Source organism: Caldovatus sediminis (assembly GCF_014644455.1).
Classification (GTDB): Bacteria; Pseudomonadota; Alphaproteobacteria; order Acetobacterales; family Acetobacteraceae; genus Caldovatus; species Caldovatus sediminis.
Window position 1 is genome coordinate 348,532 of sequence record NZ_BMKS01000001.1, and the last position, 22,887, is coordinate 371,418.

General features: G+C 74.9%; 22 protein-coding genes. 9 read left to right on the top strand and 13 right to left on the bottom strand.

All coding sequences use genetic code 11. The annotated features are described in order from the left end of the window. Positions 1–485 precede the first annotated feature (485 nt). Together IEX99_RS01650 and IEX99_RS01655 are read left to right on the top strand one after the other, a co-directional pair. Positions 486–1,037: an NUDIX hydrolase gene (locus IEX99_RS01650; RefSeq protein ID WP_188897750.1), complete on the top strand. Its 552-nt coding sequence runs from the start codon at positions 486–488 to the stop codon at positions 1,035–1,037. 14 nt (positions 1,038–1,051) lie between these two features. After that, positions 1,052–1,435, top strand: coding sequence for a hypothetical protein (locus IEX99_RS01655; RefSeq protein WP_188897752.1), 384 nt, complete (start codon positions 1,052–1,054; stop codon positions 1,433–1,435). A 22-nt stretch (positions 1,436–1,457) separates the two neighbouring features. On the opposite strand, the gene IEX99_RS01660 is transcribed toward IEX99_RS01655, so the two are convergent. From IEX99_RS01660 to IEX99_RS01690, 7 genes are read right to left on the bottom strand one after another with little or no spacing between them, the layout of a single operon-like run. Next, positions 1,458–1,976, bottom strand: a complete 519-nt coding sequence (locus IEX99_RS01660) for an NADH-quinone oxidoreductase subunit B family protein (RefSeq protein ID WP_456304516.1) — start codon at positions 1,974–1,976, stop codon at positions 1,458–1,460. Positions 1,977–1,986: 10 nt separating this feature from the next. Next, a complete protein-coding gene (locus IEX99_RS01665; RefSeq protein ID WP_188897754.1) occupies positions 1,987–3,489 on the bottom strand; it encodes a hydrogenase large subunit in 1,503 nt (500 codons plus the stop codon). An 11-nt stretch (positions 3,490–3,500) separates the two neighbouring features. Further along, positions 3,501–4,949, bottom strand: a complete 1,449-nt coding sequence (locus IEX99_RS01670; RefSeq protein ID WP_373285138.1) for a hydrogenase 4 subunit F — start codon at positions 4,947–4,949, stop codon at positions 3,501–3,503. Continuing rightward, complete coding sequence (locus IEX99_RS01675; RefSeq protein WP_188897756.1) at positions 4,946–5,608, bottom strand: hydrogenase-4 component E; 663 nt, start codon at positions 5,606–5,608, stop codon at positions 4,946–4,948. Before IEX99_RS01675 ends, IEX99_RS01670 begins: the two co-directional genes overlap by 4 nt. Before the next feature lies 1 nt (position 5,609). Beyond that, positions 5,610–6,566 (bottom strand): respiratory chain complex I subunit 1 family protein, encoded by a 957-nt coding sequence (locus tag IEX99_RS01680; RefSeq protein ID WP_188897758.1) that lies wholly within the window; start codon positions 6,564–6,566, stop codon positions 5,610–5,612. After that, on the bottom strand, positions 6,557–8,578 hold the full coding sequence (gene hyfB / locus IEX99_RS01685; protein ID WP_188897761.1) for a hydrogenase 4 subunit B: 2,022 nt from the start codon (positions 8,576–8,578) through the stop codon (positions 6,557–6,559). The genes IEX99_RS01680 and hyfB overlap by 10 nt, the downstream gene beginning before the upstream one ends. Before the next feature lie 36 nt (positions 8,579–8,614). Beyond that, on the bottom strand, positions 8,615–8,860 hold the full coding sequence (locus tag IEX99_RS01690) for a helix-turn-helix domain-containing protein (protein ID WP_188897763.1): 246 nt from the start codon (positions 8,858–8,860) through the stop codon (positions 8,615–8,617). Positions 8,861–9,030: 170 nt separating this feature from the next. Here IEX99_RS01690 and ygfZ point away from each other — a divergent pair, with 170 nt between their 5' ends. After that, positions 9,031–9,879 carry a CAF17-like 4Fe-4S cluster assembly/insertion protein YgfZ gene (gene ygfZ, locus IEX99_RS01695; RefSeq protein ID WP_188897765.1) on the top strand — a complete coding sequence of 283 codons (849 nt, stop codon included), beginning with the start codon at positions 9,031–9,033 and terminating at the stop codon, positions 9,877–9,879. A 126-nt stretch (positions 9,880–10,005) separates the two neighbouring features. Beyond that, entirely contained in the window at positions 10,006–10,440 is a 435-nt protein-coding gene (locus tag IEX99_RS01700) for a methyltransferase family protein (RefSeq protein ID WP_188897767.1), read from the top strand. 182 nt (positions 10,441–10,622) lie between these two features. Here IEX99_RS01700 and ppdK read toward each other — a convergent pair whose 3' ends face one another. The 3 genes from ppdK to IEX99_RS01715 all read right to left on the bottom strand — a co-directional run bounded on the left by ppdK (position 10,623) and on the right by IEX99_RS01715 (position 16,426). Then, positions 10,623–13,295, bottom strand: a complete 2,673-nt coding sequence (gene ppdK, locus IEX99_RS01705) for a pyruvate, phosphate dikinase (protein ID WP_188897769.1) — start codon at positions 13,293–13,295, stop codon at positions 10,623–10,625. Positions 13,296–13,366: 71 nt separating this feature from the next. Continuing rightward, entirely contained in the window at positions 13,367–15,496 is a 2,130-nt protein-coding gene (glyS, locus tag IEX99_RS01710) for a glycine--tRNA ligase subunit beta (protein ID WP_188897771.1), read from the bottom strand. A gap of 9 nt (positions 15,497–15,505) precedes the next feature. After that, positions 15,506–16,426, bottom strand: a complete 921-nt coding sequence (locus IEX99_RS01715) for a glycine--tRNA ligase subunit alpha (protein WP_188897773.1) — start codon at positions 16,424–16,426, stop codon at positions 15,506–15,508. A gap of 72 nt (positions 16,427–16,498) precedes the next feature. On the opposite strand from IEX99_RS01715, the gene IEX99_RS01720 reads away from it, so the two are divergent. Then, positions 16,499–16,927 (top strand): ketosteroid isomerase-related protein, encoded by a 429-nt coding sequence (locus IEX99_RS01720; protein WP_188897775.1) that lies wholly within the window; start codon positions 16,499–16,501, stop codon positions 16,925–16,927. Positions 16,928–16,956: 29 nt separating this feature from the next. Further along, on the top strand, positions 16,957–17,892 hold the full coding sequence (locus tag IEX99_RS01725) for a dihydrodipicolinate synthase family protein (RefSeq protein ID WP_188897778.1): 936 nt from the start codon (positions 16,957–16,959) through the stop codon (positions 17,890–17,892). Between the two features lie 6 nt (positions 17,893–17,898). Here the strand turns inward: IEX99_RS01725 and IEX99_RS01730 are convergent, their stop codons facing one another. Continuing rightward, complete coding sequence (locus IEX99_RS01730) at positions 17,899–18,738, bottom strand: S49 family peptidase (protein ID WP_188897780.1); 840 nt, start codon at positions 18,736–18,738, stop codon at positions 17,899–17,901. Positions 18,739–18,793: 55 nt separating this feature from the next. Between IEX99_RS01730 and IEX99_RS01735 the strand changes: the two genes are divergently transcribed. Then, complete coding sequence (locus tag IEX99_RS01735) at positions 18,794–19,165, top strand: hypothetical protein (protein WP_188897782.1); 372 nt, start codon at positions 18,794–18,796, stop codon at positions 19,163–19,165. 15 nt (positions 19,166–19,180) lie between these two features. Here IEX99_RS01735 and IEX99_RS01740 read toward each other — a convergent pair whose 3' ends face one another. Both IEX99_RS01740 and IEX99_RS01745 read right to left on the bottom strand, forming a co-directional pair. Further along, a complete protein-coding gene (locus IEX99_RS01740) occupies positions 19,181–19,480 on the bottom strand; it encodes a hypothetical protein (protein ID WP_188897784.1) in 300 nt (99 codons plus the stop codon). 59 nt (positions 19,481–19,539) lie between these two features. Then, positions 19,540–21,246 carry a glycoside hydrolase family 17 protein gene (locus IEX99_RS01745; protein WP_188897786.1) on the bottom strand — a complete coding sequence of 569 codons (1,707 nt, stop codon included), beginning with the start codon at positions 21,244–21,246 and terminating at the stop codon, positions 19,540–19,542. A 100-nt stretch (positions 21,247–21,346) separates the two neighbouring features. Here IEX99_RS01745 and IEX99_RS01750 point away from each other — a divergent pair, with 100 nt between their 5' ends. Beyond that, the gene (locus IEX99_RS01750; RefSeq protein WP_188897788.1) at positions 21,347–21,805 is read left to right on the top strand and encodes a CoA-binding protein; all 459 of its coding nucleotides are present in this window, start codon (positions 21,347–21,349) and stop codon (positions 21,803–21,805) included. Positions 21,806–21,974: 169 nt separating this feature from the next. Beyond that, complete coding sequence (locus IEX99_RS01755) at positions 21,975–22,778, top strand: DUF2076 domain-containing protein (protein ID WP_188897790.1); 804 nt, start codon at positions 21,975–21,977, stop codon at positions 22,776–22,778. Positions 22,779–22,887: the final 109 nt, after the last annotated feature.

The window sequence follows — 22,887 nt, forward strand, 5'->3', positions numbered from 1 at the left end:
GAAAGCGCAAACACCAGGAACACGCAGAGCGCGATGAACACGCCGATCCACGGAAGATCGGAGCCGCGCCGGCTCTCGGAGCCATCCGTCATGGGTTCATTCCTCCCTGTCGCGCGCCGCCCTCTCCGAGACGTGTCGCGAGCCTCCCGGCGAGGCCAGGGTTACGAAAACGTCAGACGATTGCAATGCTGACCTGAGGGGCCTGCGGCCGCTCGCCGCGTCTCCGGCCCGACGCGGGGCAGGCCCGCTTCGGCCGGGGTCCGGCCGTTGCCGCGACGGGCGATGCCGCCTCGCCCGCGGGAGGGGAGCGAGGGGCCGGGCGGGAGCCCGGCTGGCCGACTCCGGCCTCGGTGCATGACACGGTCCGCCCCGCGCCGCCGGCGATGCCAGCGCACGGCCGGCCGGGGTCACGATCCGGTGGCGCCGGTCCGCGCCGCGCGGCTTCCGCCTTGCCGGCGGCGCCTGCAGCCGGCAGGCTCCTGCCCATGTCCGCCGATCCGCGCTTCGTCCGCCGCATCCCCGAAGGCGACAACCGCGAGCGCCTGACCTGCCCGGATTGCGGCTTCATCGCCTACGAGAACCCCAAGGTCGTGGTCGGCAGCGTCGTCGCCGCCGAAGACGGCCGCGTGCTGCTCTGTCGCCGCGCGATCGAGCCGCGCGCCGGATTCTGGACCCTGCCTGCCGGCTACCTGGAGATGGGCGAGACCGCCCCGGAGGGCGCGCGGCGCGAGGCGTGGGAGGAGGCGCAGGCGCGGATCGCGCTCGACGGAGTCCTCGCGGTGTACTCGATCGCACGGATCGGCCAGGTGCAGGTGATCTTCCGCGCGCGTTTCGCCAGGCCGGGCTTCGCGCCGGGACCGGAGAGCCTGGAGACGAGGCTCTTCGCCTGGGAGGAGATCCCGTGGCAGCAGATCGCCTTCCCGACCGTGCACTGGGCCCTGCGGGCTTGGCGCGCGACGGCGACAGGCCCGTTGCCGGCGGCGGCGCTGAACCCGGACGAGGCCGGCGGGCCGGAGGCCGGACCGCTGGGCCTCTGATCGGCGCGCGCGCCGTGCCGTGGCGACGCGCGGCGCTGGCGCGGCTGGCGGTGTGCGGCACGATGCTCGCGGCCGGCGGCTGCGTGCAGGACGCCGCGGTCGCGCCGCACCCGGCCGGCGAACGGCCGCCGCGGATGCGCCTCGCGCCCGGCACCCCGCGGGACCCGCCGCCTGCCTCCGCGTCCCGTGACGAGCGCGCGCCGGTCCCCGATCGCGACCTCCAGGCGCCGCGCGGCACCGGAACCGCGGAGCGGCCCCGTCTCAGCCCGACCCTCATCGTGCCGCGCGGCACGACCCGCGGCGGCACCTTCGAGGGCGACCCCTTCCAGCGCCAGCAGGACCGCCTGTTCGACCAGCCCGCCCCCGGGGCGACGCTGCGGCTGCCCTTCTCCTACTGACCGCCCGGCGGCGCGCCCGCGCTCAGGGCGCCTCGATCAGGGTGAGCAGGCCCTTGAGCAGCTGCGTCGGCGTCGGCGGGCAGCCGCGGATGTGCAGGTCCACCGGCACGACCGCGGCGACGCCGCCGACGCAGGCGTAGCTGCCGGCGAACGGCCCGCCGTTGATCGCGCAGTCGCCGGCCGCGACGACCCATTTCGGGTCGGGCGTGGCGCGCCAGGTGCGCTCCAGCGCCTCGCGCATGTTCTTCGTCACCGGGCCGGTGACGAGCAGCACGTCGGCGTGGCGCGGGCTCGCCACGAAGCGCAGGCCGAAGCGCTCGAGGTCGTGGAAGGCGTTGTTGAGGGCGTGGATCTCCAGCTCGCAGCCGTTGCAGGAGCCGGCGTCCACCTCGCGGATGGCGAGGCCGCGGCCGAGGCGCCGGCGCGCCGCCGCGTCGAGCTTCCGGCCGAGCTCGGCGAGCTCGGGGTCGTCGAGCGCCGGCGGCGGATCGGTGACAGGCCGGTGGAGCAGGCCCTCGAGGAAGGTCTTGCGCATCGGCATCGGTCCCTCCTCAGAGGTCGTGGCCCGAGTAGGAGCAGTTGAAGGATTTGTTGCAGAGCGGGAAGTCGGCGATGATGTTGTCCTCGATCGCCGCCTCCAGCAGCGGCCACTGGAACCAGGAGGGGTCGCGCAGGTGGCAGCGCGCGACGCGGCCGCCGGCGTCGAGGCGCAGCCAGGCGAACACCTCGCCGCGGAAGGCTTCGGCGAGGGCCATCCCCTCGCGCACCTCGCCCCTGGCGGGCGCGACCGGGACGCGGACGGGGCCGTCCGGCAGCCGGTCGAGGATCTGGGCGACGAGGGCGAGGCTCTGCCCGATCTCGCGGATGCGGATCCAGACGCGGGCGTTGACGTCGCCCTCCTCCAGCACCGGGACCTCGAAGCGGAGCGCATCGTAGGGCGGATAGCCGCCGAGCGCGCGGCGCGAGTCGAAGGCGCGGCCGGAGGCGCGCCCGACATGGCCGCCGGCGCCGAAGCGGCGCGCGAGGTCGGGCCGCACGATGCCGGTGGCGACGGTGCGGTCGAGCAGCGAGGCGGTGCGGTCGTAGAGATCGGCCAGGCGCGGGAAGCGCGCGCCGATCTCGGCGACGAGCGCGCGCAGCGCGGCGATGCCCGCGGCGTCGAGGTTGCAGGCGACGCCGCCGGGGACGACGCGGTCCATCATCAGCCGGTGGCCGAAGCAGGTCATGGCGGCGCGCAGCACCCGCTCGCGCAGGATGCCGCAGTGCGCATGCATCAGCGCGAACGAGGCGTCGTTGCAGATGGCGCCGACGTCGCCGAGGTGGTTGGCGAGGCGCTCCAGCTCGGCCATCAGGGCGCGCAGCCAGACGGCGCGGGGCGGCGGCTCGATGCCGAGCGCGGCCTCGGCGGCGCGGGCGAAGGCGATGCCGTAGGCGACGGTGGAATCGCCGGAGGTGCGGGCGGCAAGCCGCGCGGCGCGGTCGAGCTCGGCGCCGCGCATCAGGCCCTCGATGCCCTTGTGGACGTAGCCGAGGCGCTCCTCCAGGCGCACCACCGTCTCGCCGTCGCAGGTGAAGCGGAAATGGCCGGGCTCGATGATGCCGGCGTGGACGGGGCCGACCGGGACCTCGTGCAGGTCCTCGCCCTCGACGGGAAGGAAGGGGTAGGCGGGGGCCTCGTCCGGCGCCGGCCGCGGGCTGGCGGAGAGCGGCGCGGCGACGCCCCAGCGGCCGTGGTCGGGCCAGGGCCGCGCGTCCGGCAGGCCCACGGGCTCGAGGCCGAACAGGTCGCGCATCGCGCGCTCGAGGCGGATCGCCGGGGCGTGCACGCGGCCGACCGAGGGGAAGCGGCCATCCGGACAGGCGAGGCTGAGCACCTCGATGCCGGGCGAGGCGGCGCCCTCGTCGAGGATCGCCATGTGCGCGCAATCGGGCTCGCCCCACAGGGCGAGGAGGGTCCCCTCCCCTGCCGCCAGCCGCGCCGCGGCGCGCTCCCAGCCGGGCGCGTCCGCCATGCGGCGCGGCCAGGGGCGGTGATGGGTGACGGTGCCGGTCATCGCGCCCCGCCCTATCCCAGCAGCCGCGCCACGTTCTGGAACCATGCGACGACGCCCGGCGGGAGGTAGAGGCCGGCGCCGAGCACCAGCGCGAGATGGGCGAAGATCGGCAGGCTGGAGGCCCGGACCGGCCCGGTGCGCCCTTCCGGCGTGCCGAAGGCGAGGCCGGTGACGCGCAGCAGCAGCGCGCCGAAGCCGATCAGCAGGCCGAAGACGAGGATCAGCGCGAGCAGCGGCGCGCGGGCGAAGGTGGAGCTGACCACCAGGAACTCGCTCATGAAGACGCCGAAGGGCGGCAGGCCGGCGATCGCCGCGACGCCGGCGACGAGCGACCAGCCGAGCACGGGGTGGCTCTCCGTCAGGCCCCTGATCTCGGCGATGCGCTGCGTGCCCTTGACCTGGGCGATGTGGCCGACGGTGAAGAAGATCGCCGACTTCGTCAGGCTGTGCATCGTCATGTGCAGCAGCCCGGCGAAGTTGCCGAGCGGGCCCGCCATGCCGAAGGCGAAGACGATGATCCCCATGTGCTCGATCGAGGAGTAGGCGAACATCCGCTTGATGTCGCGCCGGCGGTAGAGCATGAAGGCGGCGAAGACGAGCGAGACCAGGCCGAGCGTGACCATCAGCGGCCCTGGCGCGATCGCGCCGGGATTGGCCGCGAGCAGCATCTTGAAGCGCAGCAGCGCGTAGAGCGCGACGTTGAGCAGGAGGCCCGAGAGCACCGCCGAGATCGGCGTCGGGCCCTCGGCGTGCGCGTCGGGCAGCCAGGCGTGCAGCGGCGCGAGGCCGACCTTGGTGCCGTAGCCGAGCAGGAGGAAGACGAAGGCGAGGTTGAGCAGCGCCGGGTCGAACTCCGCGGCGCGCCCGATCAGCGCGGTCCAGACCATCGCCTCCGGCCCCTCGCCGATCACCGGCTGGGCGGCGAGGTAGACGAGGATGGTGCCGAACAGCGCCAGCGCGATGCCGACGCTGCCGAGGATGAAGTACTTCCAGGCCGCCTCCAGCGCCTCGTGCGTGCGGTAGATGCCGACCATGAGGACGGTGGTGAGGGTGGCGAGCTCGACCGCGACCCAGATCAGGCCGATGTTGTTGGCGACCAGCGCGAGGTTCATCCCGAACATCATCAGCTGGTACATGGCGTGGTAGAAGCGGAGGTAGCCGCGCGTGAGGCGGCCGATCTCCAGCTCGTGGCCGATGTAGCTCGCGCTGAAGACGCTGGTGGTGAAGCCGACCAGGGTGTTGAGCAGGATGAAGACGACGTTGAGGTCGTCCACGAAGAGCAGCGCCCCGGCCCCCGGCCGGTGGAAGAGGAGCTGCGCCGCGGCGAGCAGCGAGAGCGCGCTGGCGACGACGTTGATCCGCGCCGAGAGCCGGTAGCCCGGCAGCAGCGCGAGCAGCGCCGCCGCCGCCAGCGGCACGAGGAGGACGGCGGCCTCCGGCGGGAGGGGGGTGCCGATCACCGGCGCTCTCCCCGGAAGCGGTCGAGCGCCTGCACGTCCACCGTGTCGAACCGCTCGCGGATGCGGAACAGGAAGATGCCGATCACGATGAAGGCGATCAGGATCGAGAAGGCGACGCTGATCTCGACCACCAGCGGCATCCCCTGGGCGCCGGTGGCGGCGAGCACGATGCCGTTCTCGAGCGACATGAAGCCGACCACCTGGCTCACCGCGTTGCGCCGCGTCACCATCAGCAGCAGTCCGATCAGCACCACCGAGAGGGCGAGCGCGATGTCCTCCCGCGCCACCGGGTCCGCGCCGGCGGTGACCGGGAGCATCACCGCCATCGAGAGGGCGACCAGCCCGATGCCGGCGAGCATGGAGAGGCCGATGCCGGTCACCGTCTCGATCTCGCGGTGGATGCCGAGCCGGACGATCATCCGGCGCAGCGCCATCGGCACGACGATCGCCTTGAACAGGAGGGCGATGGCGGCGGTGATGTAGAGGTGCGGCGCCCCCTGGATGTGGGCCTGCCAGGCGACGGAGAGGGCGAGCACCGCGGCGTGCAGCGCCAGCACGTTGAGCAGCGCGCCGAGGCGCCGCTGGTAGAGCATGACGAAGCTCAGCAGCACCAGGGAGCCGGCGAGGGTGTGGGCGACGTCGAAGTAGAGCTTCGGCATCTCAGAGGCTCCGCGAGATGAAGAGCAGGAGCGTCGCGAGGAGCCCGAGCATCAGCGCCGCGCCGAGGAAGCCGGGGACGCGGAAGACCCGCATCTTGGCGATCGAGGTCTCGAACATCGCGAGCAGCACCCCCCCGGCGGCGAGCTTCGCCAGCCAGAGCCCGGCGCCGGCGGCGTAGGCGAGGAGGTCCCGGCCCTCCTGCGCCAGCCCGAAGGGGAAGAAGATGCAGGCGATGAGCGAGAGGTGGAACAGCAGCTTCACCGAGGCCGCGGCCTCGATCATCGCGAGGTGGCGGCCGGAGTACTCGAGCACCATCGCCTCGTGCACCATGGTGAGCTCGAGGTGGGTCGCCGGGTTGTCCACCGGGATGCGGGCGTTCTCGGCAATGGCGACGATGACCAGCGCGACCAGGGCGAAGGCGAGGGAGACGCGCAGCCCCACCTGCTCCGAGCCCATGAAGGCGGCGATGTGGGAGAGCTGGGTCGAGCCCGCGATCAGCGCGATGGTGAAGACGATCATGATCGTCGCCGGCTCGGCCAGCGAGGCGATCAGCGACTCGCGGCTGGCGCCGATGCCGCCGAAGCTGGTGCCGATGTCGAGCGCGGCGAGCTGAAGGAGGAAGCGCGCGGTGGCGAGCAGGGCGATGATCGCGATCAGGTCGCCGGTCCAGCTGAACAGCAGGCCGGTGGCGAAGGTCGGCACCAGGGCCGCCGCGACCCAGGTGGCGGAGAAGACCAGGTAGGGAACGACGCGGAACAGCCAGGAGGCGTTCTCGGCCAGCACCACCTCCTTGCCGATCAGCCGGCGGAGGTCGCGGTAGGGCTGCAGCAGCGGCGGCCCGCGCCGGCGCTGCAGCCGCGCCTTCACCTTGCGCACCAGGCCGGTGAGCAGCGGCGCGACCAGCAGCACCAGAAGCATCTGCGCCGCCTGGGCGGCGAGCTCGCCGATCAGGACCACAGGCCGAGCCCCAGCAGCAGAAGCACGAGCGAGAGGAAGACGAAGACGAGATAGCGCCGGATGGTGAGGAACTGCAGGTGGTTGAGCAGCTCCGCCGCGCGGCCGACGGCGCGGCCGACCGGGGCGTAGAGGAACTCCCACGCCAGGTCCCGGCGCTCCCGGACGATGCGCGCCGGCGCGACGGAGCCGGGCGGCGGCATCTCCACCGTCTCGCGCGCGCGGAAGACGACGGGGCCGAAGACGCGGCGCAGCGGCTGGGAGAGGCTCGCGCCGGTGTACTGCATGGAGGGCGCGAGGCGCGGGAAGCCGCAGTCCCAGGGCGGGGCGCGGCGCAGCGCGCGCGAGGCGAGGCGGTGGATCGCCGCCGCCGCGATCACCGCCGAGGCGACGACGAAGAGGAACACCAGCAGGCCGTTGTAGGAGCTGCGGCTGTCGGCGATCGGCACGATCGAGAGCCAGGCCTCGCCGAGCTGGGCCGGCATGCGCGCGCCGACCAGGCGCTCGGTCACGGGCGCCAGGGCGTCGACGGCCGCGCCGGGGAACAGGCCGAACAGCACGCAGAGCACGGCGAAGCCCGCCATGGCGGCGCCGGAGAAGCGATCGGTCTCCGCGGCCTCCGCCGCGGCGGCCGAGCGCGGGCGGCCGAGCCAGGCGATGCCGTAGGCGCGCAGGAAGCAGGAGGCGGCGAGCGCGGCGGCGAGGGCGAGCAGCGTCCCCACCGTGGGGATGAGGAATTTCAGCGCCCATTGCGGCAGGTCGGGGCTGACCAGGATGGCCTGGAAGGCGAGCCACTCGGAGGCGAAGCCGTTCAGCGGCGGCAGCGCCGCGGCGGCCATGGCGGCGACCAGGACGGCGGCGGAGGAGACGGGCATGCGGTGGATCAGCCCGCCGAGACGCTCGATGTCGCGCTCGCCGTGGGTGGCGGCGAGCACCGCGCCGGCGCCGTAGAACAGGGCGCTCTTGAACAGGGTGTGGTTGAAGGCGTGGAACAGGGCGGCGACGAGGGCGAGCGCCGCGGCCCCGAGATGGCCATCGGCGCGGAAGGCGAGGGCGAGGCCGAGGCCGATGAAGACCACGCCGATGTTCTCGATGGTGCTGTAGGCGAGCAGCCGCTTGAGGTCGCCCTCCGTCAGCGCGTGCAGCACGCCGAGGACCGCCGAGCTGGCGCCGAGCGTCAGGACCGGGACGCTCCACCACCAGGCGGGGGCGCCAAGCAGGTCGAAGACGATGCGGATGAAGGCGTAGACCGCGACCTTGGTCATCACGCCGCTCATCAGCGCCGAGACGTGGCTCGGCGCCGCCGGGTGGGCGAGCGGCAGCCAGACGTGCAGCGGCACGAGCCCCGCCTTGGAGCCGGCGCCGAGGAGGGCGAGCGCGAGCACCAGGGCGGAGGTGAGCGGCGCGTGGTCGCCGACGCGCATGGCGGCGAAGGCGTAGCGGCCCTCGGGGCCGGCGAGCAGGCCGAAGGCGAGCAGCAGGGCGAGCGTGCCGAAGCTCGCCATGACGATGTAGAGGAAGCCGGCGCGGGCGTTCTCCGCCGGGCGGTGCTCGGCCAGCACCAGCGCCCAGGAGGCGAGCGACATCAGCTCCCAGCAGAGCAGGAAGGCGTAGGCGTCGTCGGCCAGCGGCACCAGCAGCATGCCGGCGAGGAACAGCGGATAGAAGGGCAGGACGCGCAGCGGCGCCTCGGCGTGCCGGCCGTAGCCGAGGGCATAGAAGCTGGCGCCGGCGGCGCCGAGGCTGACGAGCACGAGGAAGGCGGCCGACAGCGCGTCGAGGCGGAAGTGCGCGCCGAGCCAGGGCAGGCCGAGCGGCAGGGTCAGGCCGGAGGTGACGCCGCCGAGCAGCGCGGCGAGGGCAAGGGCGAAGGCCAGGGTCGAGACGGCGAGGCAGCCGCCATAGACCGCGGCGGTCGCGAGGGCGGCGCCGCGCCTCTCCCCGCCGCGGCCGAGCGCGGCGAGCCCCGCCACGGCGAGCAGCGCCAAGGCGCAGAGGAGCAGCGCGGTCAGCATGCGCCCGAGGCCATCGCCGGGGTCGCCACGGGGCCTTCAGCCCTTCAGCCGCACGCCGCGGCCGCCGCCGGGGCTCACCGCGCCCTCGGCGATCAGCTGCACGCCGGCGGCGTCGAGTGCGGCGACGAGCTTCATCAGCGAGTCCACATTGCCGCGGATCACCCCCTCGCTCGCCTCCATGCGCTGGATCGTCGGCAGCGAGAGGCCCGAAAGCTCGGCGAGGCGTCGCTGGTCCATGCCGAGCAGCGCGCGGGCCGCGCGCATCTGCGCCGCGGTGATCATGGGCGGAAGGACATGCTGGCTGGGCGGCTCCCCGGACGGCGCGAAGCTAACGCCTTGCTTTCGCCGCTTCAAGCCTGAAAAGTGAGTCCTGACACATGCTTTCTGCGGTTCGCCGCCGCATCCCCGCCGGGGCGCTTGCGCCCGCCGGGCGGGCGCCACACCTGTTGCGCATGCCGATCGCCCCGTTGCCGGACCGCGGGGTCGTGGAGGTCGCGGGCGAGGACCGGATCGCCTTCCTCCAGGGCCTGGTGTCCAACGACGTCACGCTCGCCGCGCCGGGCCGCGCGGCGTGGGCCGCGCTGCTCACGCCCCAGGGCAAGTGGCTGGCGGACTTCTTCGTCCTCGATGCCGGGGACGGGCGGCTGCTCCTGGACTGCGAGCGGGCGCAGGCGGCCATGCTGGTGCAGCGGCTCGGCCGGTTCCGGCTGCGCGCGCGCGTGGCCCTGCGCGATGCCAGCGAGGCCTTCGTGGTGCTGGCCGGCTGGGGCGCGACCGCGCCGCCGCCCGGCCAGGCGCTGGCGGCGCCCGACCCGCGGCTGCCGGAGGCGGGCTGGCGGCTCCTGGTGCCGGCCGGCTCCGCGCCGCCGCCGGCCGACGCCGCGTGGGAGGACTGGGACCTCCACCGGCTGGCGCTCGGCCTGCCGGACGGCTCGCGCGACCTCGAGGCGGAGAGGACGGTCCTGCTCGAGGCCGGGTTCGACGAGCTGAACGGCGTCTCCTGGACCAAGGGCTGCTACTTGGGGCAGGAGCTGACGGCGCGCACCCGCTACCGCGGCCTGGTGAAGCGGCGCCTGGTGCCGGTGACGGTCGAGGAGGGCCCGCTGCCGGCCCGCGGCACTCCGGTGCTCGCCCCCGATGGCGTGGAGCGGGGGGAGATGCGCTCCGGGCGCGGGAACCGCGGGCTCGCGCTGCTGCGCCTGGAGGCGATCGCGCGGGGCGAGGCGCTGGCCTGCGGCGCGGCGCGGATCACGCCCCGCATCCCCGGCTGGATGCGCCTCCCGGCGCGCGACGCGGCCTGATCGGGAACCGCCGGTGCGGTCCTGGGCGCGCAGGGGCCGGATCGCGGACGCGCCGGGCGGCGCCCCTCCGCGCCGGGCCGCCGCGCCGTGACCGCGCCGGGGGGCACGACGGATCGCGGCCCCGGTGTGGTCGTGCCGCCGCCCGCGATCGTCGGCGCGCTGCTGGTCCTCGCCTGGCTGCTGGACCTCGCCTTCCCGCTGCCGCTGGCCGCGCCGCTGCGGCTGGCCGGGCTGATCGTCATGGGCCTCGGCGTCGCGCTGGCGGGCTGGGCGCTGGCGCTGATGCTGCGGGCGCGGACGGATCCGCGGCCCGATCGGCCGGATCGCGTGCTGATCGAGTCCGGGCCGTTCCGGTCCAGCCGCAATCCGATCTATCTCGGCTTCCTGGTCTTCAGCGCGGGCCTCGCCCTGCGCTGGGGCAGCCTGTGGGGATGGCTCGCGGTCGCCCTCGCCTTCCTGGCGCTCGACCGCCTCGTGGTGCCGCGCGAGGAGCGCTACCTGCGCCGGCGCTTCGGCGCGGCGTACGAGGCGTATGCGGCACGCGTGCGCCGCTGGATCTAGCGGCCTCCGGCAGCGACGCCGCGTGGCGGCTCCTTCCCCCCCCCGCCCCTTCACCGCCATGCCGCCGTTCGGGGGCGGCGCCCGGCCGCTCGTGCCGCTGCCGGGCCCGCCGCCGGCGAGGACGACGCGGCAGGGCGCGACCGCCTCCGGCCGGCCGGCGCGGGCCTCTCGGCGCGGCCGCCTCAGGCGGTGCGGTCCACGCCCCCTCCGGAGAGCGCCGCCTGGGCCGCGGCGAGGCGCGCCACGGGCACCCGGTAGGGCGAGCAGGAGACGTAGTCGAGCCCGATCTCCTCGCAGAACCGGATCGAGGCCGGGTCGCCGCCATGCTCGCCGCAGATGCCGAGCTTGAGGTCGGGCCTCACGCCGCGCCCCTTCTCGCTCGCCATGCGGACCAGGGCGCCGACGCCCTCCGCGTCCAGGCTGACGAAGGGGTCCTTCGGCAGGATGCCCTTCTCGACGTAGAGGGGCAGGAACTTGCCGGCGTCGTCGCGGGAGAGGCCGAAGGTGGTCTGGGTGAGGTCGTTGGTGCCGAAGGAGAAGAAGTCCGCGGCCTCGGCGATGGCGTCGGCGGTCAGCGCCGCGCGCGGCAGCTCGATCATGGTGCCGACGCTGTAGGGCACGTGGTAGCCCTGCTCCGCGAAGACCTCCTGCGCGGCCTTGTCCACGATGGTGCGGGTGATCTCCAGCTCGCGGCGCGTGGCGACCAGCGGGATCATGATCTCCGGCAGCGGGGCGTTGTGCGTCTCCTTGCCGATCTGGGCCGCGGCCTCGAAGATGGCGCGGGCCTGCATCTCGTAGATCTCGGGGAAGGTGATGCCGAGGCGGCAGCCGCGGTGGCCGAGCATCGGGTTCGCCTCCGAGAGCTCGGCGGCGCGCCGGCGCATCCGCGCGACGTCGGTGCCGAGGGCGGCGGCGACCTCCTCGAGCTCGTGCTCGCCGTGCGGGAGGAACTCGTGCAGCGGCGGGTCGAGCAGGCGGATGGTGACCGGCAGGCCCGCCATGATGCGGAACAGGTCCACGAAGTCCCGGCGCTGGAAGGGGAGCAGGCGGGCGAGCGCGTCGCGGCGGCCGCCCTCGCTCTCGGCCATGATCATCTGCCGCACGGCGCCGATCCGCTCGGGGTCGAAGAACATGTGCTCGGTGCGGCAGAGACCGATGCCCTCGGCGCCGAAGCGGCGCGCGGTCTCGGCGTCGGTCGGCGTCTCGGCGTTGGCGCGCACGCGCAGGCGCCGGACCCGGTCGGCCCACTCCATCAGCGTCGCGAAGTCGCCGGAGAGCTGCGGCTCGATCATCGGCACGCTGCCGACGAAGACCTCGCCGGTCGAGCCGTCGAGGGTGATGGTCTCGCCGGCCTGCACCACCTGGCCGCCGGACATCATGGTCTGCGCGCTGTAGTCCACGGTGATGCCGCCCGCGCCGGCGACGCAGGGGCGGCCCATGCCGCGCGCCACCACCGCGGCGTGGCTGGTCATGCCGCCGCGCGTCGTCAGGATGCCCTTGGCGGCGTGCATCCCGTGGATGTCCTCGGGCGAGGTCTCGACGCGCACCAGGATGACGCTCTCGCCCTTCTGCGCGCGCGCCTCCGCCTCGTCGGCCGAGAACACGACGACGCCGCAGGCCGCGCCCGGCGAGGCGGGCAGGCCCTTGGCGAGCAGCGTGCGCGGCGCCTTGGGGTCGAGGGTGGGATGGAGGAGCTGGTCGAGCGCGGCGGGGTTGACGCGGGAGACCGCCTCGCGCTCGTCGATCAGCCCCTCGCGCGCCATGTCCACGGCGATCTTGAGGCTCGCCGCGGCGGTGCGCTTGCCGTTCCTCGTCTGCAGCATGTAGAGCCGGCCGCGCTGCACCGTGAACTCGATGTCCTGCATGTCGCGGTAGTGGCGCTCCAGCGTCCCGCGCACGCGCAGCAGCTCGGCGAAGGCCTCCGGCATCGCCTCCTCCATGCTGCGCTCGCCGGGCTTGGCGCGCGCCTTGAGGATCGGCTGCGGCGTGCGGATGCCGGCGACGACGTCCTCGCCCTGGGCGTTGATCAGGTACTCGCCGTAGAAGACGTTCTCGCCGGTCGAGGGGTCGCGGGTGAAGCAGACGCCGGTGGCGCAGTCCTCGCCCATGTTGCCGAAGACCATGGCCTGGACGTTGACCGCGGTGCCCCACTCCTCCGGGATGTCGTGCAGCCGGCGGTAGGTGATGGCGCGCTGGTTCATCCACGAGCCGAACACCGCGCCGATCGCGCCCCAGAGCTGCGCCTCCGGGTCCTGCGGGAAGGGCCGGCCGGTGACCTCCTCCACCATGTCCTTGTAGCCGGCGACGACGCGGTGCCAGTCCTGCGCGTCGAGCTCGGTGTCCTCGACCACGCCCTTGTCGATCTTCGCGTGCTCGATGATCTCCTCGAAGCGGTGGTGGTCCACGCCGAGGACGACGGAGCCGTACATCTGGATGAAGCGGCGGTAGCTGTCCCAGGCGAAGCGGGAATCGCCCGCATTCTGCGCGAGGCCGTCCACCGTCGCGTCGTTGAGGCCGAGGTTGAGCACCGTGTCCATCATGCCGGGCATCGAGACGCGCGCGCCGGAGCGGACCGAGACGAGGAGCGGCTTCGCGTGGTCGCCGAAGCGCGCGCCGACCGCCTCCTCGACGCGGCGCAGCGCGGCCTCGACCTGGCCGCGGAGGTCCTCGGGGTACCGCCGCTCGTGCGCGTAGTAGTAGGCGCAGACCTCGGTGGTGATGGTGAAGCCGGGCGGGACGGGCAGGCCGATCGCGGCCATCTCGGCGAGGTTGGCGCCCTTGCCGCCGAGGAGGTCGCGCATGTCGGCGCGGCCCTCGTTGAGGCCGGCGCCGAAGCTGTACACCCACTTGGTCATCGGGGTTCCCCCTCTCTCCGTGTGCGGGGCGATCCGCGCCCGGCGCGCGCGGCGCCGCGCGGCTGGCCCTGTCAGCCTTCGACCTTCGAGAAGTCGGCCACGGCGTCCATCACGGCGCGCAGCCTGGCGAGCAGACGCAGGCGGTTGCGGCGCAGTTCCGGCGCCGGATCGTTGACCGTGACGCGGTCGAAGAAGGCGTCCACCGGGCCGCGCAGCGCGGCGAGGTTGTCCATCGCGCGCTCGAAGTCCTCGGCCTCGAGGTCGAGCTCGACGCGGCGGGCGGCGGTCTCCAGCGCCTCGGCCAGCGCCTCCTCCTCCGGCGCCTTGAGGAGGTGGCGCTCGTAGCCGGTGTCGTAGGCGTGCCCGTCCTTGCGCTCCTCGATGCGGAGGATGTTGGCGGCGCGGCGGTAGGCGACCAGCAGGTTGGCGCCGTCCTCGGACTCGAGGAAGCGGCGCACCGCATCGGCGCGACGCAGCAGGCGGTTGAGGTCGTCGTCCCGCACGGCGCCGAGGACGGCGCTGACCACGTCGTGGCGCATGCCCTCGGCGCGGAGCTGCACGCGCAGGCGTTCGGTGAGGAAGTCGTAGACCTCGACCGTCTCCGGGCGCACCTCGCGCACGATCTCGTGGTCCGGGTTCGGCACGACGATCACGGCGCGCTCGCGCCGCGCCTCCGCGAGGCTCCGCTCGATCCCCCGCCGCGCGGCGTCGAGGATCCCGAACAGGGGCAGCCGCAGGCCGTTCTCCCGCACGATGCGGATCACGCCGAGGGCGGCGCGCCGCAGCGCGAAGGGATCGCCCGATCCGGTCGGCTTCTCTCCGACCGCGAAGAACCCGACCAGCTGGTCGAGCTTGTCGGCGAGCGCCACCGCGATCGCCACCGGCTCGTCCGGCACCGCGTCGTTCGGGCCGAGCGGCCGGTAGTGGGCCGCGATCGCCTCCGCCACGCGCGCGTCCTCGCCGTCGTGCAGCGCGTAGTAGCGGCCCATCACCCCCTGCAGCTCGGGGAACTCGCCGACCATCCCGCTCGCCAGGTCGGCCTTGGCGAGCCGCGCCGCGCGCGCCGCCAGCACAGGGTCGGCGCCAACCTGCGGCGCGATCACCCGCGCCAGCCGCTCCAGCCGCCGCACCCGCTCGCCCAGCGAGCCGAGCCCGGCATGGAACACCACCCCGTCCAGCTTCGGCAGCCGGCTCTCCAGCCGCTCCTTGCGGTCCTGGTCCCAGAAGAACCGCGCGTCGGAGAGGCGCGCGCGCAGCACGCGCTCGTTGCCGGCGACGATCGCCGCGCCGCCGTCGCGCGCCTCGACGTTCGCCACCACGGCGAAGCGCGGCGCGGCGCGGCCCTCCGGCGTGCGCAGCGCGAAGTAGCGCTGGTTGACGCGCATCGTCGTGCGCATCACCTCCGGCGGCAGGTCCATGAAGGCGTCGTCGATGCGCCCGAGCAGCGGCACCGGCCATTCGACGAGGCCGGCGACCTCGGCGAGCAGCCCCTCGTCGGGCACCACCTCGAAGCCCTCGGCGGCGGCGAGGCGCGCGACGCCCTCGCGGATGATCCGCGCGCGCTCCTCCGCCTCGACCACCACCTTCCGCGCGCGGAGGCCCTCGACGTAGTCCGCCGCGCCCCGCACCGCGAAGGCGCCGGGGGCCATGATGCGGTGGCCCTCCGTCTCGCCGCCGCTGCGCAGCCCGTGCGCGTCGTCGTCGCCATGGCGCAGGTCGAAGGGCACCACCGCGCCGTCGAGCAGGCAGAGGATGCGCTTCAGGGGCCGCACCCAGACGAAGCTGCCGCCGCGGCCCCAGCGCATGGACTTCGGCCAGGGGAAGGCGCGCAGCACGGCCGGCACCGCGCGGGCGATCATCGCCGCGGCCTCGATCCGCTCGCCGGGCCTGGCGAGGACCCAGAACCCGCCCTCCTCCCTCAGCGCCTCGCGCGTCGCGCCGTGCTTGCGCAGGAAGCCCTCGATCGCCTTCTCGGGCGCGCCGAGGCGCGGCCCGCGCTCCTCCCTGCCCGGGGTCTCGACCGCGGGCTCGACCTCGGCGACCAGGGCGAGACGCCGCGGCCCGTGGCTGACGCGCGGCGCGCGGCCGGCGAGCAGCGGCGCGAGCTCGGCGCCGAGCAGCCGCTTCAGGTCCTCCGCCGCGCGCGCCTGCATCCGCGCCGGGATCTCCTCGGAGAACAGTTCGAGCAGGAGTTCGGCCATCGGCTGACCTCACGCCCCCCGGTCCGGGGAGCGACCAGGGGCGTGCTCCGGACCCTTGTCCGCTTCCCGCTCTCCCGCGAGCCAGGCCTCGCAGCACCCCTTCGCCAGCGCCCGCACGCGGGCGATGAACGCCGCCCGCTCGGCGACGCTGATCGCGCCGCGGGCGTCGAGCAGGTTGAACCGGTGGCTCGCCTTGATGCACTGGTCGTAGGCCGGCAGCGCCAGGCCCCTCGCGAGCAGCGCGTTGCACTCCCGCTCCGCGTCCTCGAAGTGGCGGAACAGGGTGGGCACGTCGGCGTGCTCGAAGTTGTAGGCGCTGAACTCGCGCTCGGCGCGCAGGAAGACCTCGCCGTAGGTCACGCCGCGGCCGTTGAAGTCGAGGTCGAAGACGTTCTCGACCCCCTGGATGTACATCGCCAGGCGCTCGAGGCCGTAGGTGAGTTCGCAGCTCGGCACCTCGCAGGCGATGCCGCCGACCTGCTGGAAGTAGGTGAACTGCGTCACCTCCATCCCGTCGCACCAGACCTCCCAGCCGAGGCCCCAGGCGCCGAGCGTCGGGCTCTCCCAGTCGTCCTCGACGAAGCGGATGTCGTGCAGCAGCGGATCTATGCCGAGCGCCCTGTAGCTCTCGATCAGCAGGCCCTGGGGGTCGGGCGGCGAGGGCTTCAGGATCACCTGGTACTGGTAATAGTGCTGCAGCCGGTTCGGGTTCTCGCCGTAGCGGCCGTCCGCGGGGCGGCGGGAGGGCTGGACATAGGCCGCGTTCCAGGGCTTCGGGCCGAGCGCGCGCAGCGTCGTCGCGGGGTGGAAGGTGCCGGCGCCCACCTCCATGTCGTAGGGCTGCAGGATCAGGCAGCCCTGCGCGCTCCAGAAGGCGTGCAGGCGCAGGATGATGTCCTGGAAGCTCGGGGGCCTCCCGCTCTCGTGCATGGTTCGGACTTGCGGCCGTCGTGGTGCGGCGCACCATAGTGGCCGCCCCCCGCCCCCGCAAGGAACGCGCCCTTGCCCGAACGCGACGCCGCCGCCGCCCTGGTCCGCCGCTACTACGAGGCGTTCAACGCCGGCGACCGGCCGGGGATGCTGGCCCTGCTCGCCGAGGACGTGGTCCACGACATCAACCAGGGCGGGCGGGAGGTCGGGCGCGCGGCCTTCGCCGCCTTCCTCGCCCACATGGACCGCTGCTACCGCGAGCAGGTGGTGGACCTCGCCGTCATGGTGGACGAGACCGGGACGCGCGCGGCGGCGGAGTTCACCGTCCTCGGCACCTACGTCGCGACCGACGACGCGCTGCCGCCGGCGGCGGGGCAGCGCTACCGGCTGCCGGCGGGGGCGTTCTTCGTGCTGCGCGGGGGCCGGATCGCGCGGGTGACGACCTACTACAACCTCCAGGACTGGCTGCGCCAGGTGGCGCCGAACGGCGCCGGCGGCTAGGGTCGCGCGGGCCGGCAGGAGGGACAGGCATGCGGCGGCTGGACGAGACGGCATCCGGGGTCTTCGTGATCTGCCCCACCCCCTTCACCGAGGCCGGCGCCCTCGACGAGGCGAGCGCCGACCGCATGACCGACGCCTACCTGGCGGCCGGGGCGAGCGGCCTCACCCTGCTCGGCGTGATGGGCGAGGCGCCGAAGCTCGACCAGGAGGAGGCGCTGCGCTTCGTCCGCCGGGTGCTGCGCCGGGTGGACGGGCGCGTCCCCGTGGTGGTCGGCGTCTCCGCGCCCGGCTTCGCCACCATGCGCGCCCTCGCCCGCGGCGCGGCGGAGGCCGGCGCGGCGGCGGTGATGATCGCGCCGCCCGCCGGGCTGAGGGGCGACGACGCGGTGGTCTCCTACGTCGCCCAGGCGGCGGAGGCGTGCGGCGACATCCCCTTCGTGCTGCAGGACTTCCCGCTCCCCACCGGGGTCGCCATCAGCGCCGAGATGGTCCGCCGCATGGCGGCGGCCGATCCGCGCCTCGTCATGCTGAAGGCCGAGGACTGGCCGGGCCTCGACAAGATCACGGCGCTGCGGCGGATGGAGGCCGAGGGCCGGATGCGGCGGATCAGCATCCTCTCCGGCAATGGCGGCCTGTTCCTCCCCTTCGAGCTGGAGCGCGGCTGCGACGGCGTGATGACCGGCTACGCCTTCCCCGAGATGCTGGTGCGGGTGCGCGCCCTGCTCGCCGCGGGCCGGCGCGAGGCGGCGCACGACCTGTTCGACGCCCACCTGCCGCTGGTGCGCTACGAGCACCAGCCCGGGCTCGGCCTCGCGGTGCGGAAATGGGTGCTGCAGCGGCGCGGCATCATCGGCTCGGCGGCGCTGCGCGCGCCGGCGCCGAGGCTGACGCCGGAGACGATCGCGGAGGTGGAGTGGCTGCTCGCGCGCGTCGAGCGGAAGGTCGCCGCGCTCGGCGCCGGCTGAGCGCAGCTACAGGCCGAGCCGCGCCCAGGCCGCCCGCTCCTCGATCGCCGCGGCCAGGGCCTCGCCGGCGCCCGCGGCGAGGGCCGCGCCGACGCCCGGCAGCAGGCGCCACGGCCAGGGCGCCCTGCGCGCGCCCACCGGGATCAGCCGCGCCTTCTCGCCGAAGCGGCGCTTCGCCTCGCCCTCGGCGCTGCCGATGCGGTCGGCGAGGCCGAGCTCGACGGCGCGCCGGCCGGTCCAGAAGCGGCCGGTGAAGAGCTGCTCCTCCGGCGCCCGCAGACGGGGGCCGCGCCGCGCCCGGACCCAGGCCTTGAACTCCTCGTGCAGCGCCTGGAGAAGCTCCTCCAGCCGCTCGCGATCGCGCGGGTCCTCGGGGCGGAAGGGGTCGAGAAAGCTCTTCTCCGTCCCGGCGGTGCGCACCCGCCGCTCGATGCCGAGCCGGGCGATCGCCTCCTGCAGGCCGAAGCTCGCGCTGATCACGCCGATGCTGCCGAGGATGCTCGCCGGGTCGGCGACGATCTCGTCCGCCGCGCAGGCGAGCCAGTAGCCGCCGGAGGCGGCGGCGTCCTCGACGCAGGCGATCACCGGCAGGTTCTTCTCCTCGGCGAGCCGCCGGATGCGGCCCGCGATGAGCGAGGACTGCGCCGCCGAGCCGCCGGGCGAATTGACGGCGAGGATCACCCCGGCGAGGCGGCGGATGGCGAAGGCGCGGTCGAGCAGCGGGCCGACCGAGGCGATGTTCAGGCCGCCCGCGACCAGCGGCGTCGGCCGCGCGGCGATCAGGCCGTGGAGGCGGACCAGCGCGACCCGCGGACGGGAGCCGAACAGGGGGAGGATGGCGGCCATGGGATGTCCAGATACCCGCCTTGAGGCCGCCATCAAACCGTGGCACCGGCACGGCATGAGGAAGCGGGACCGGATCGGGCTGGCGGCGGCGGCGGGCGCGCTCGGCCTGATGCTGCTGTACCGCGCGATCTACGTGGAACCGCGCGCCTGGGGCGCGCTCTGCGCCGCCGCGGCCGTGCCGCTCGCCTGCCATCCGCGGGCGGCGCTGCTCTGGCTGCAGCATTGGCAGCTCTGGGGCGGCGGCGCGCTGCTGCTCGGGCTCTGGGCCTTCCTCGGCGGGCCGTTCCGGGTGCGCGTCGCGGCGGTGGCGCTCGGCGCGGTGGCGACGGCCAATTACAACGCCACCTGGGGGATGCTCGGCCTGCTGCTCGGCGCCTGGGCCTGGATCGGCGCGGCGGGACGAGGGGCGGAGCCGCCCGCGGCATAGGGCGAGGGCGGCGCCTCAGGCGGGGCGGACGAGCAGGCTCGCCGCCGCCCACGCGATCGCCCAGCCCCCGATCGCCATCGCCGTCCATTTCCGGTAGCGGGCGAGGGCGGCGTCGTCCTGGCGGCGCCAGTGCCAGGCCGTCGCGCCCGCCACGGCGGCGAGGCACAGCGCGCCCGCGGCGAAATTTGCGCGCGCGGCGACCGCGGCGGCGGCGTCCCCCGGCGGCGGCCATGCGGCCCAGATCGGCAGCAGCATCGTCGCCGTGCCGAGGACCAGCGCGGCGAGGAACAGGTGGTGCGCAGGGGCGCCGTTCATGGCGGGACGAACGCTCGGGGACCGGAACGAGGCCACCCTAGTCCCGAGGCCCTTCGCTGTCAGCCGCCGCCGGCCGGAGCGGGCACCGCCTCGCTCTCCGGGCGGCGCCCCGGCGCCGGCAGGCAGCGCAGCAGCGGCGGCGCGGCGAGGACCAGCGCGCAGACCGTCCACCCCATCGCCTGGCGGTTCGCCGGCCCCTCGCGCACGGCGCTCCCCAGCGCCGCGAGGGCGAGCGTGGCGCCCGCCCAGAGCTCCTCGCGCCCGCCGCCGCCGCGCGGCAGGTCGCGCAGCAGCGCGCGCGCGGCGACCGCGACCAGCGGCACGGCGAAGCCCGCGAAGGGGAAGTCGCGGTAGCGGGGATCCACCAGCAGCAGGAGCTGGAGCGCCATCGCCGCCCACAGGAAGACGAAGGAGAGATCGTCCAGCGCGAAGTCCCGCCAGCCGCGCAGCAGCCCCCGCCCGCGGCCGGTGAGCAGCGCCCGCACCGTCGCCGTCGCCTGCGCCCCGTCGCGCGGCGCCTCGACCGGCGCGCCGGCGAGCCGCATCGCCGCGCGGCGCAGCAGCAGGGCGGCGAGCGCGCCCTGCCCCGCCAGGTTCGCCGCCGCGGCGAGCGCCAGGAGCTCGTCGAGCGCATCGCGCCGCGCGCCGACGGCCGCGAAGGCCAGCGCGTTGCCGAGGGCGAAGGCGAGGACCGCGACCCGTGCCCGCGCGGCGCCGTCCAGCCCCGGGAAGGCCCGCAGCGTGCCGCCCCAGAGCGCGAGCGACAGCAGCAGCGCGAGCCCCGCGTGGAGCGGCCAGGCCGGGTCCTCCGCCACCGGCCCGTCGAACGGGAACTTCGGCCGTCGGTCGGCGGTGAACAACCCCCAGGCGGCGCCGACCGTGCCCTCGAGCCGGTGCTTCCACACCTGGTCGAAGGCCTCGATCAGGTTGTAGTCGAAGCCCTCCTCGCGGGCGAGGCGGATGAAGGCGCGCAGGAACACCGCCTGGTTGACGCGCGAGGGCGCAGCGTCGGCGCGCCAGCGGCCGCGGCTCGGCCAGCCGACCTCGCCGATGGCGATCGGCTTGCCGGGGAACATCCGCCGCATGCGCTGCACCACCTCGCGCGCATGGGCGATGGCGTCCGCGACCCCCCGCGGCTCGTCCTCCCAGTAGGGCAGGATGTGGATGGTGACGATGTCCACGTGGTCGGCGAGCTGCGGGAACTGCGCCCAGAACTCCCAGACGTCGGCGTAGGTGACGGGCTGGCGCACGGCGGCGCGCACGCGGTCCAGCGCGGCGGCGAGGTGCCCCACCGGCAGGTCGCGGCGCAGCAGCACCTCGTTGCCGACGACGACGCGCTCGACGGTCTCCGGGTGGCGGTTGGCGCTCTCGATCAGGCGCGCGATCTCGCGCGCGTTGCGCGCGGCGTCGGGCCCGAGCCAGGCGCCCTGCCAGACCCTGAGGCCGTGGCGCGCGGCGAGCGCCGGGACGTCGTAGTCGCCCTCCAGGCTCGCATAGGTGCGGATGGCGCGCACGCGCGGGGCCAGCAGCGCCAGGTCCTGCTCGACCTCGGCGGCGCTCGGGTAGCGGTGGCGCAGCGGCGACTGGCCGGGGCGGAACGGCGCGAAGCTGACGGAGTTGAACCGATCGGCGGTCATCGGCACCTCGCCGCCCCGGGGCCGGTTCGGCAGCCACCAGCCGAGCGCGGTCAGCAGGGCGCAGAGCAGCAGGAGCGCGGGCAGGACGGCCGGGGGGCAGGTGCGCCGGCGCCGGGAGGCGGCTAGCATCGCGCCGACGTCATGTCCGGCCATTGCGGCGGAAGGACGGCGGCGCGACGGCGCGGGCCGGGCCGTCCGTCGCCGCCCCCGACCAGGAGACCGACCGACCATGTCCCCAGCCGCCGCCGCACCGAGCGACGAGGAGATCCGCCGCATCCTGCTCGGCACCCGGCGCATCGCCGTCGTCGGCGCCTCCGACCGGCCGTCGCGGCCGAGCTTCGGCGTCGCCCGGTTCCTGGTGGACCGCGGCTACGAGGTGGTCCCCGTCAATCCGCGCATCGCCGGGCGGGAGATCCACGGCGCGCGGGTGGTGGCCTCGCTCTCCGAGGCGGGGCCGCTCGACATGGTGGACGTGTTCCGCCGCTCGGCGGAAGCGGGGGCGGTGGTGGACGAGGCGGTGCGCCTCGGGGCGCGGACGGTGTGGCTGCAGCTCGGCGTGATCGACCACGCGGCGGCGGCGCGCGCCCGAGGACGCGGCGTCGCCGTGGTCATGGACCGCTGCCCGGTCATCGAGTGGCGGCGGCTCGGCCTGCCCGCGCGGATCGGCGACGGCCACGCCACCGCGTGACCGATCCGATGCGCCCGCCGCCCACCGCCACGGCGCCGCGCGCGAATCGTCTTGAAACGCCCGCCGTCCCGGGCCAACTCGGACCGCGGCCCGGCCGGGCCGGACCGCCCGCCCCCGGGCGGCCACGCCATCTGCCGGGAACGGGCCGGGCTCCGGAGAAGGGACTGACATGAACGACGAGGAGCGGCGGATCATCACCGCCTTCGTGGAGCGGATCGGCGGCGCGCAGCAGGGCAGCGCCGGGCCAGGCGGCAGCGTGCCGAGCACCCAGCAGCGCCCGCCCCTGCCGCCGATCGACCCTGAGGCGGACCGCCTGATCGCCGACCTGTTCCAGCGCTACCCCGAGGCGCGCTACCGGATCACGCAGTTCGCCTTCGTCACCGAGGCGGCGCTGATCCAGGCGCAGAACCGCATCCAGGAGCTGGAGTGGGAGCTGGAGAACGCCCGCCGGCAGGCCCAGCATGCGCAGGCCGCGCCAGAGGCCCGCGGCGGGTTCCTCGGCGGCCTGTTCGGCGGCCGGCCGGCGGCCGTCGCGCCGCCGCCCATGCCGCCGCGCCCGCAGCCCCTGAGGCCGCCGCCGGGCGCCGCCACGCCGCAGATGCTGCAGCAGGCCGGGACCGGGCCGGGACGGAGCGGGCCGGGCTTCCTCGCCGGCGCGCTGACCACCGCGGCCGGCGTGGCGGGCGGCATGGTGCTCGGCAACGCGCTGCTGGGCATGTTCTCGGGACAAGGCGGCGCCGCCCAGGCCGCATCCGCCGGCGCCTTCGGGCAGGAGCAGGTCCCGTCCGGCGGCTCGCCCTGGACCGATCCGGGCCAGGCCGCGGCCGCCCCCTGGGGCGGCGGGCAGAGCCAGGCGCAGCCGGCCGCGTCCAGCGACTGGGGCCAGGAGGACGCGCGTCCGGCCGGCTATGACGACGGCTACGACGTGGACGCCGGCGGTTACGACGACGGCGGCGGGATGGACGAGATCTGAGCGGGTTCCGGGGCGGTCCCTGACCGCCCTCCGGTGAGGCCGGGCGTGCCGCGGGGCGGTGGTTCCGCGGCACGCCCAAGCCGGCGTCCCTGGGGGTCCGGCCGGCTGC

Excerpts from the sequence above, each read along its gene's own strand:
- IEX99_RS01755 (WP_188897790.1), top strand. The coding sequence starts at position 21,975 with ATGAACGACGAGGAGCGGCGGATCATCACCGCCTTCGTGGAGCGGATC.
- IEX99_RS01750 (WP_188897788.1), top strand. The coding sequence starts at position 21,347 with ATGTCCCCAGCCGCCGCCGCACCGAGCGACGAGGAGATCCGCCGCATC.
- IEX99_RS01660 (WP_456304516.1), bottom strand. The coding sequence starts at position 1,976 with ATGCCGATGCGCAAGACCTTCCTCGAGGGCCTGCTCCACCGGCCTGTC.
- IEX99_RS01690 (WP_188897763.1), bottom strand. The coding sequence starts at position 8,860 with ATGATCACCGCGGCGCAGATGCGCGCGGCCCGCGCGCTGCTCGGCATG.
- IEX99_RS01740 (WP_188897784.1), bottom strand. The coding sequence starts at position 19,480 with ATGAACGGCGCCCCTGCGCACCACCTGTTCCTCGCCGCGCTGGTCCTC.
- IEX99_RS01745 (WP_188897786.1), bottom strand. The coding sequence starts at position 21,246 with ATGCTAGCCGCCTCCCGGCGCCGGCGCACCTGCCCCCCGGCCGTCCTG.
- IEX99_RS01735 (WP_188897782.1), top strand. The coding sequence starts at position 18,794 with ATGAGGAAGCGGGACCGGATCGGGCTGGCGGCGGCGGCGGGCGCGCTC.
- IEX99_RS01650 (WP_188897750.1), top strand. The coding sequence starts at position 486 with ATGTCCGCCGATCCGCGCTTCGTCCGCCGCATCCCCGAAGGCGACAAC.
- IEX99_RS01675 (WP_188897756.1), bottom strand. The coding sequence starts at position 5,608 with ATGCCGAAGCTCTACTTCGACGTCGCCCACACCCTCGCCGGCTCCCTG.
- IEX99_RS01715 (WP_188897773.1), bottom strand. The coding sequence starts at position 16,426 with ATGCACGAGAGCGGGAGGCCCCCGAGCTTCCAGGACATCATCCTGCGC.
- hyfB (WP_188897761.1), bottom strand. The coding sequence starts at position 8,578 with ATGCTGACCGCGCTGCTCCTCTGCGCCTTGGCGCTGCTCGCCGTGGCG.
- IEX99_RS01665 (WP_188897754.1), bottom strand. The coding sequence starts at position 3,489 with ATGACCGGCACCGTCACCCATCACCGCCCCTGGCCGCGCCGCATGGCG.
- ppdK (WP_188897769.1), bottom strand. The coding sequence starts at position 13,295 with ATGACCAAGTGGGTGTACAGCTTCGGCGCCGGCCTCAACGAGGGCCGC.
- IEX99_RS01730 (WP_188897780.1), bottom strand. The coding sequence starts at position 18,738 with ATGGCCGCCATCCTCCCCCTGTTCGGCTCCCGTCCGCGGGTCGCGCTG.
- IEX99_RS01725 (WP_188897778.1), top strand. The coding sequence starts at position 16,957 with ATGCGGCGGCTGGACGAGACGGCATCCGGGGTCTTCGTGATCTGCCCC.
- glyS (WP_188897771.1), bottom strand. The coding sequence starts at position 15,496 with ATGGCCGAACTCCTGCTCGAACTGTTCTCCGAGGAGATCCCGGCGCGG.
- ygfZ (WP_188897765.1), top strand. The coding sequence starts at position 9,031 with ATGCCGATCGCCCCGTTGCCGGACCGCGGGGTCGTGGAGGTCGCGGGC.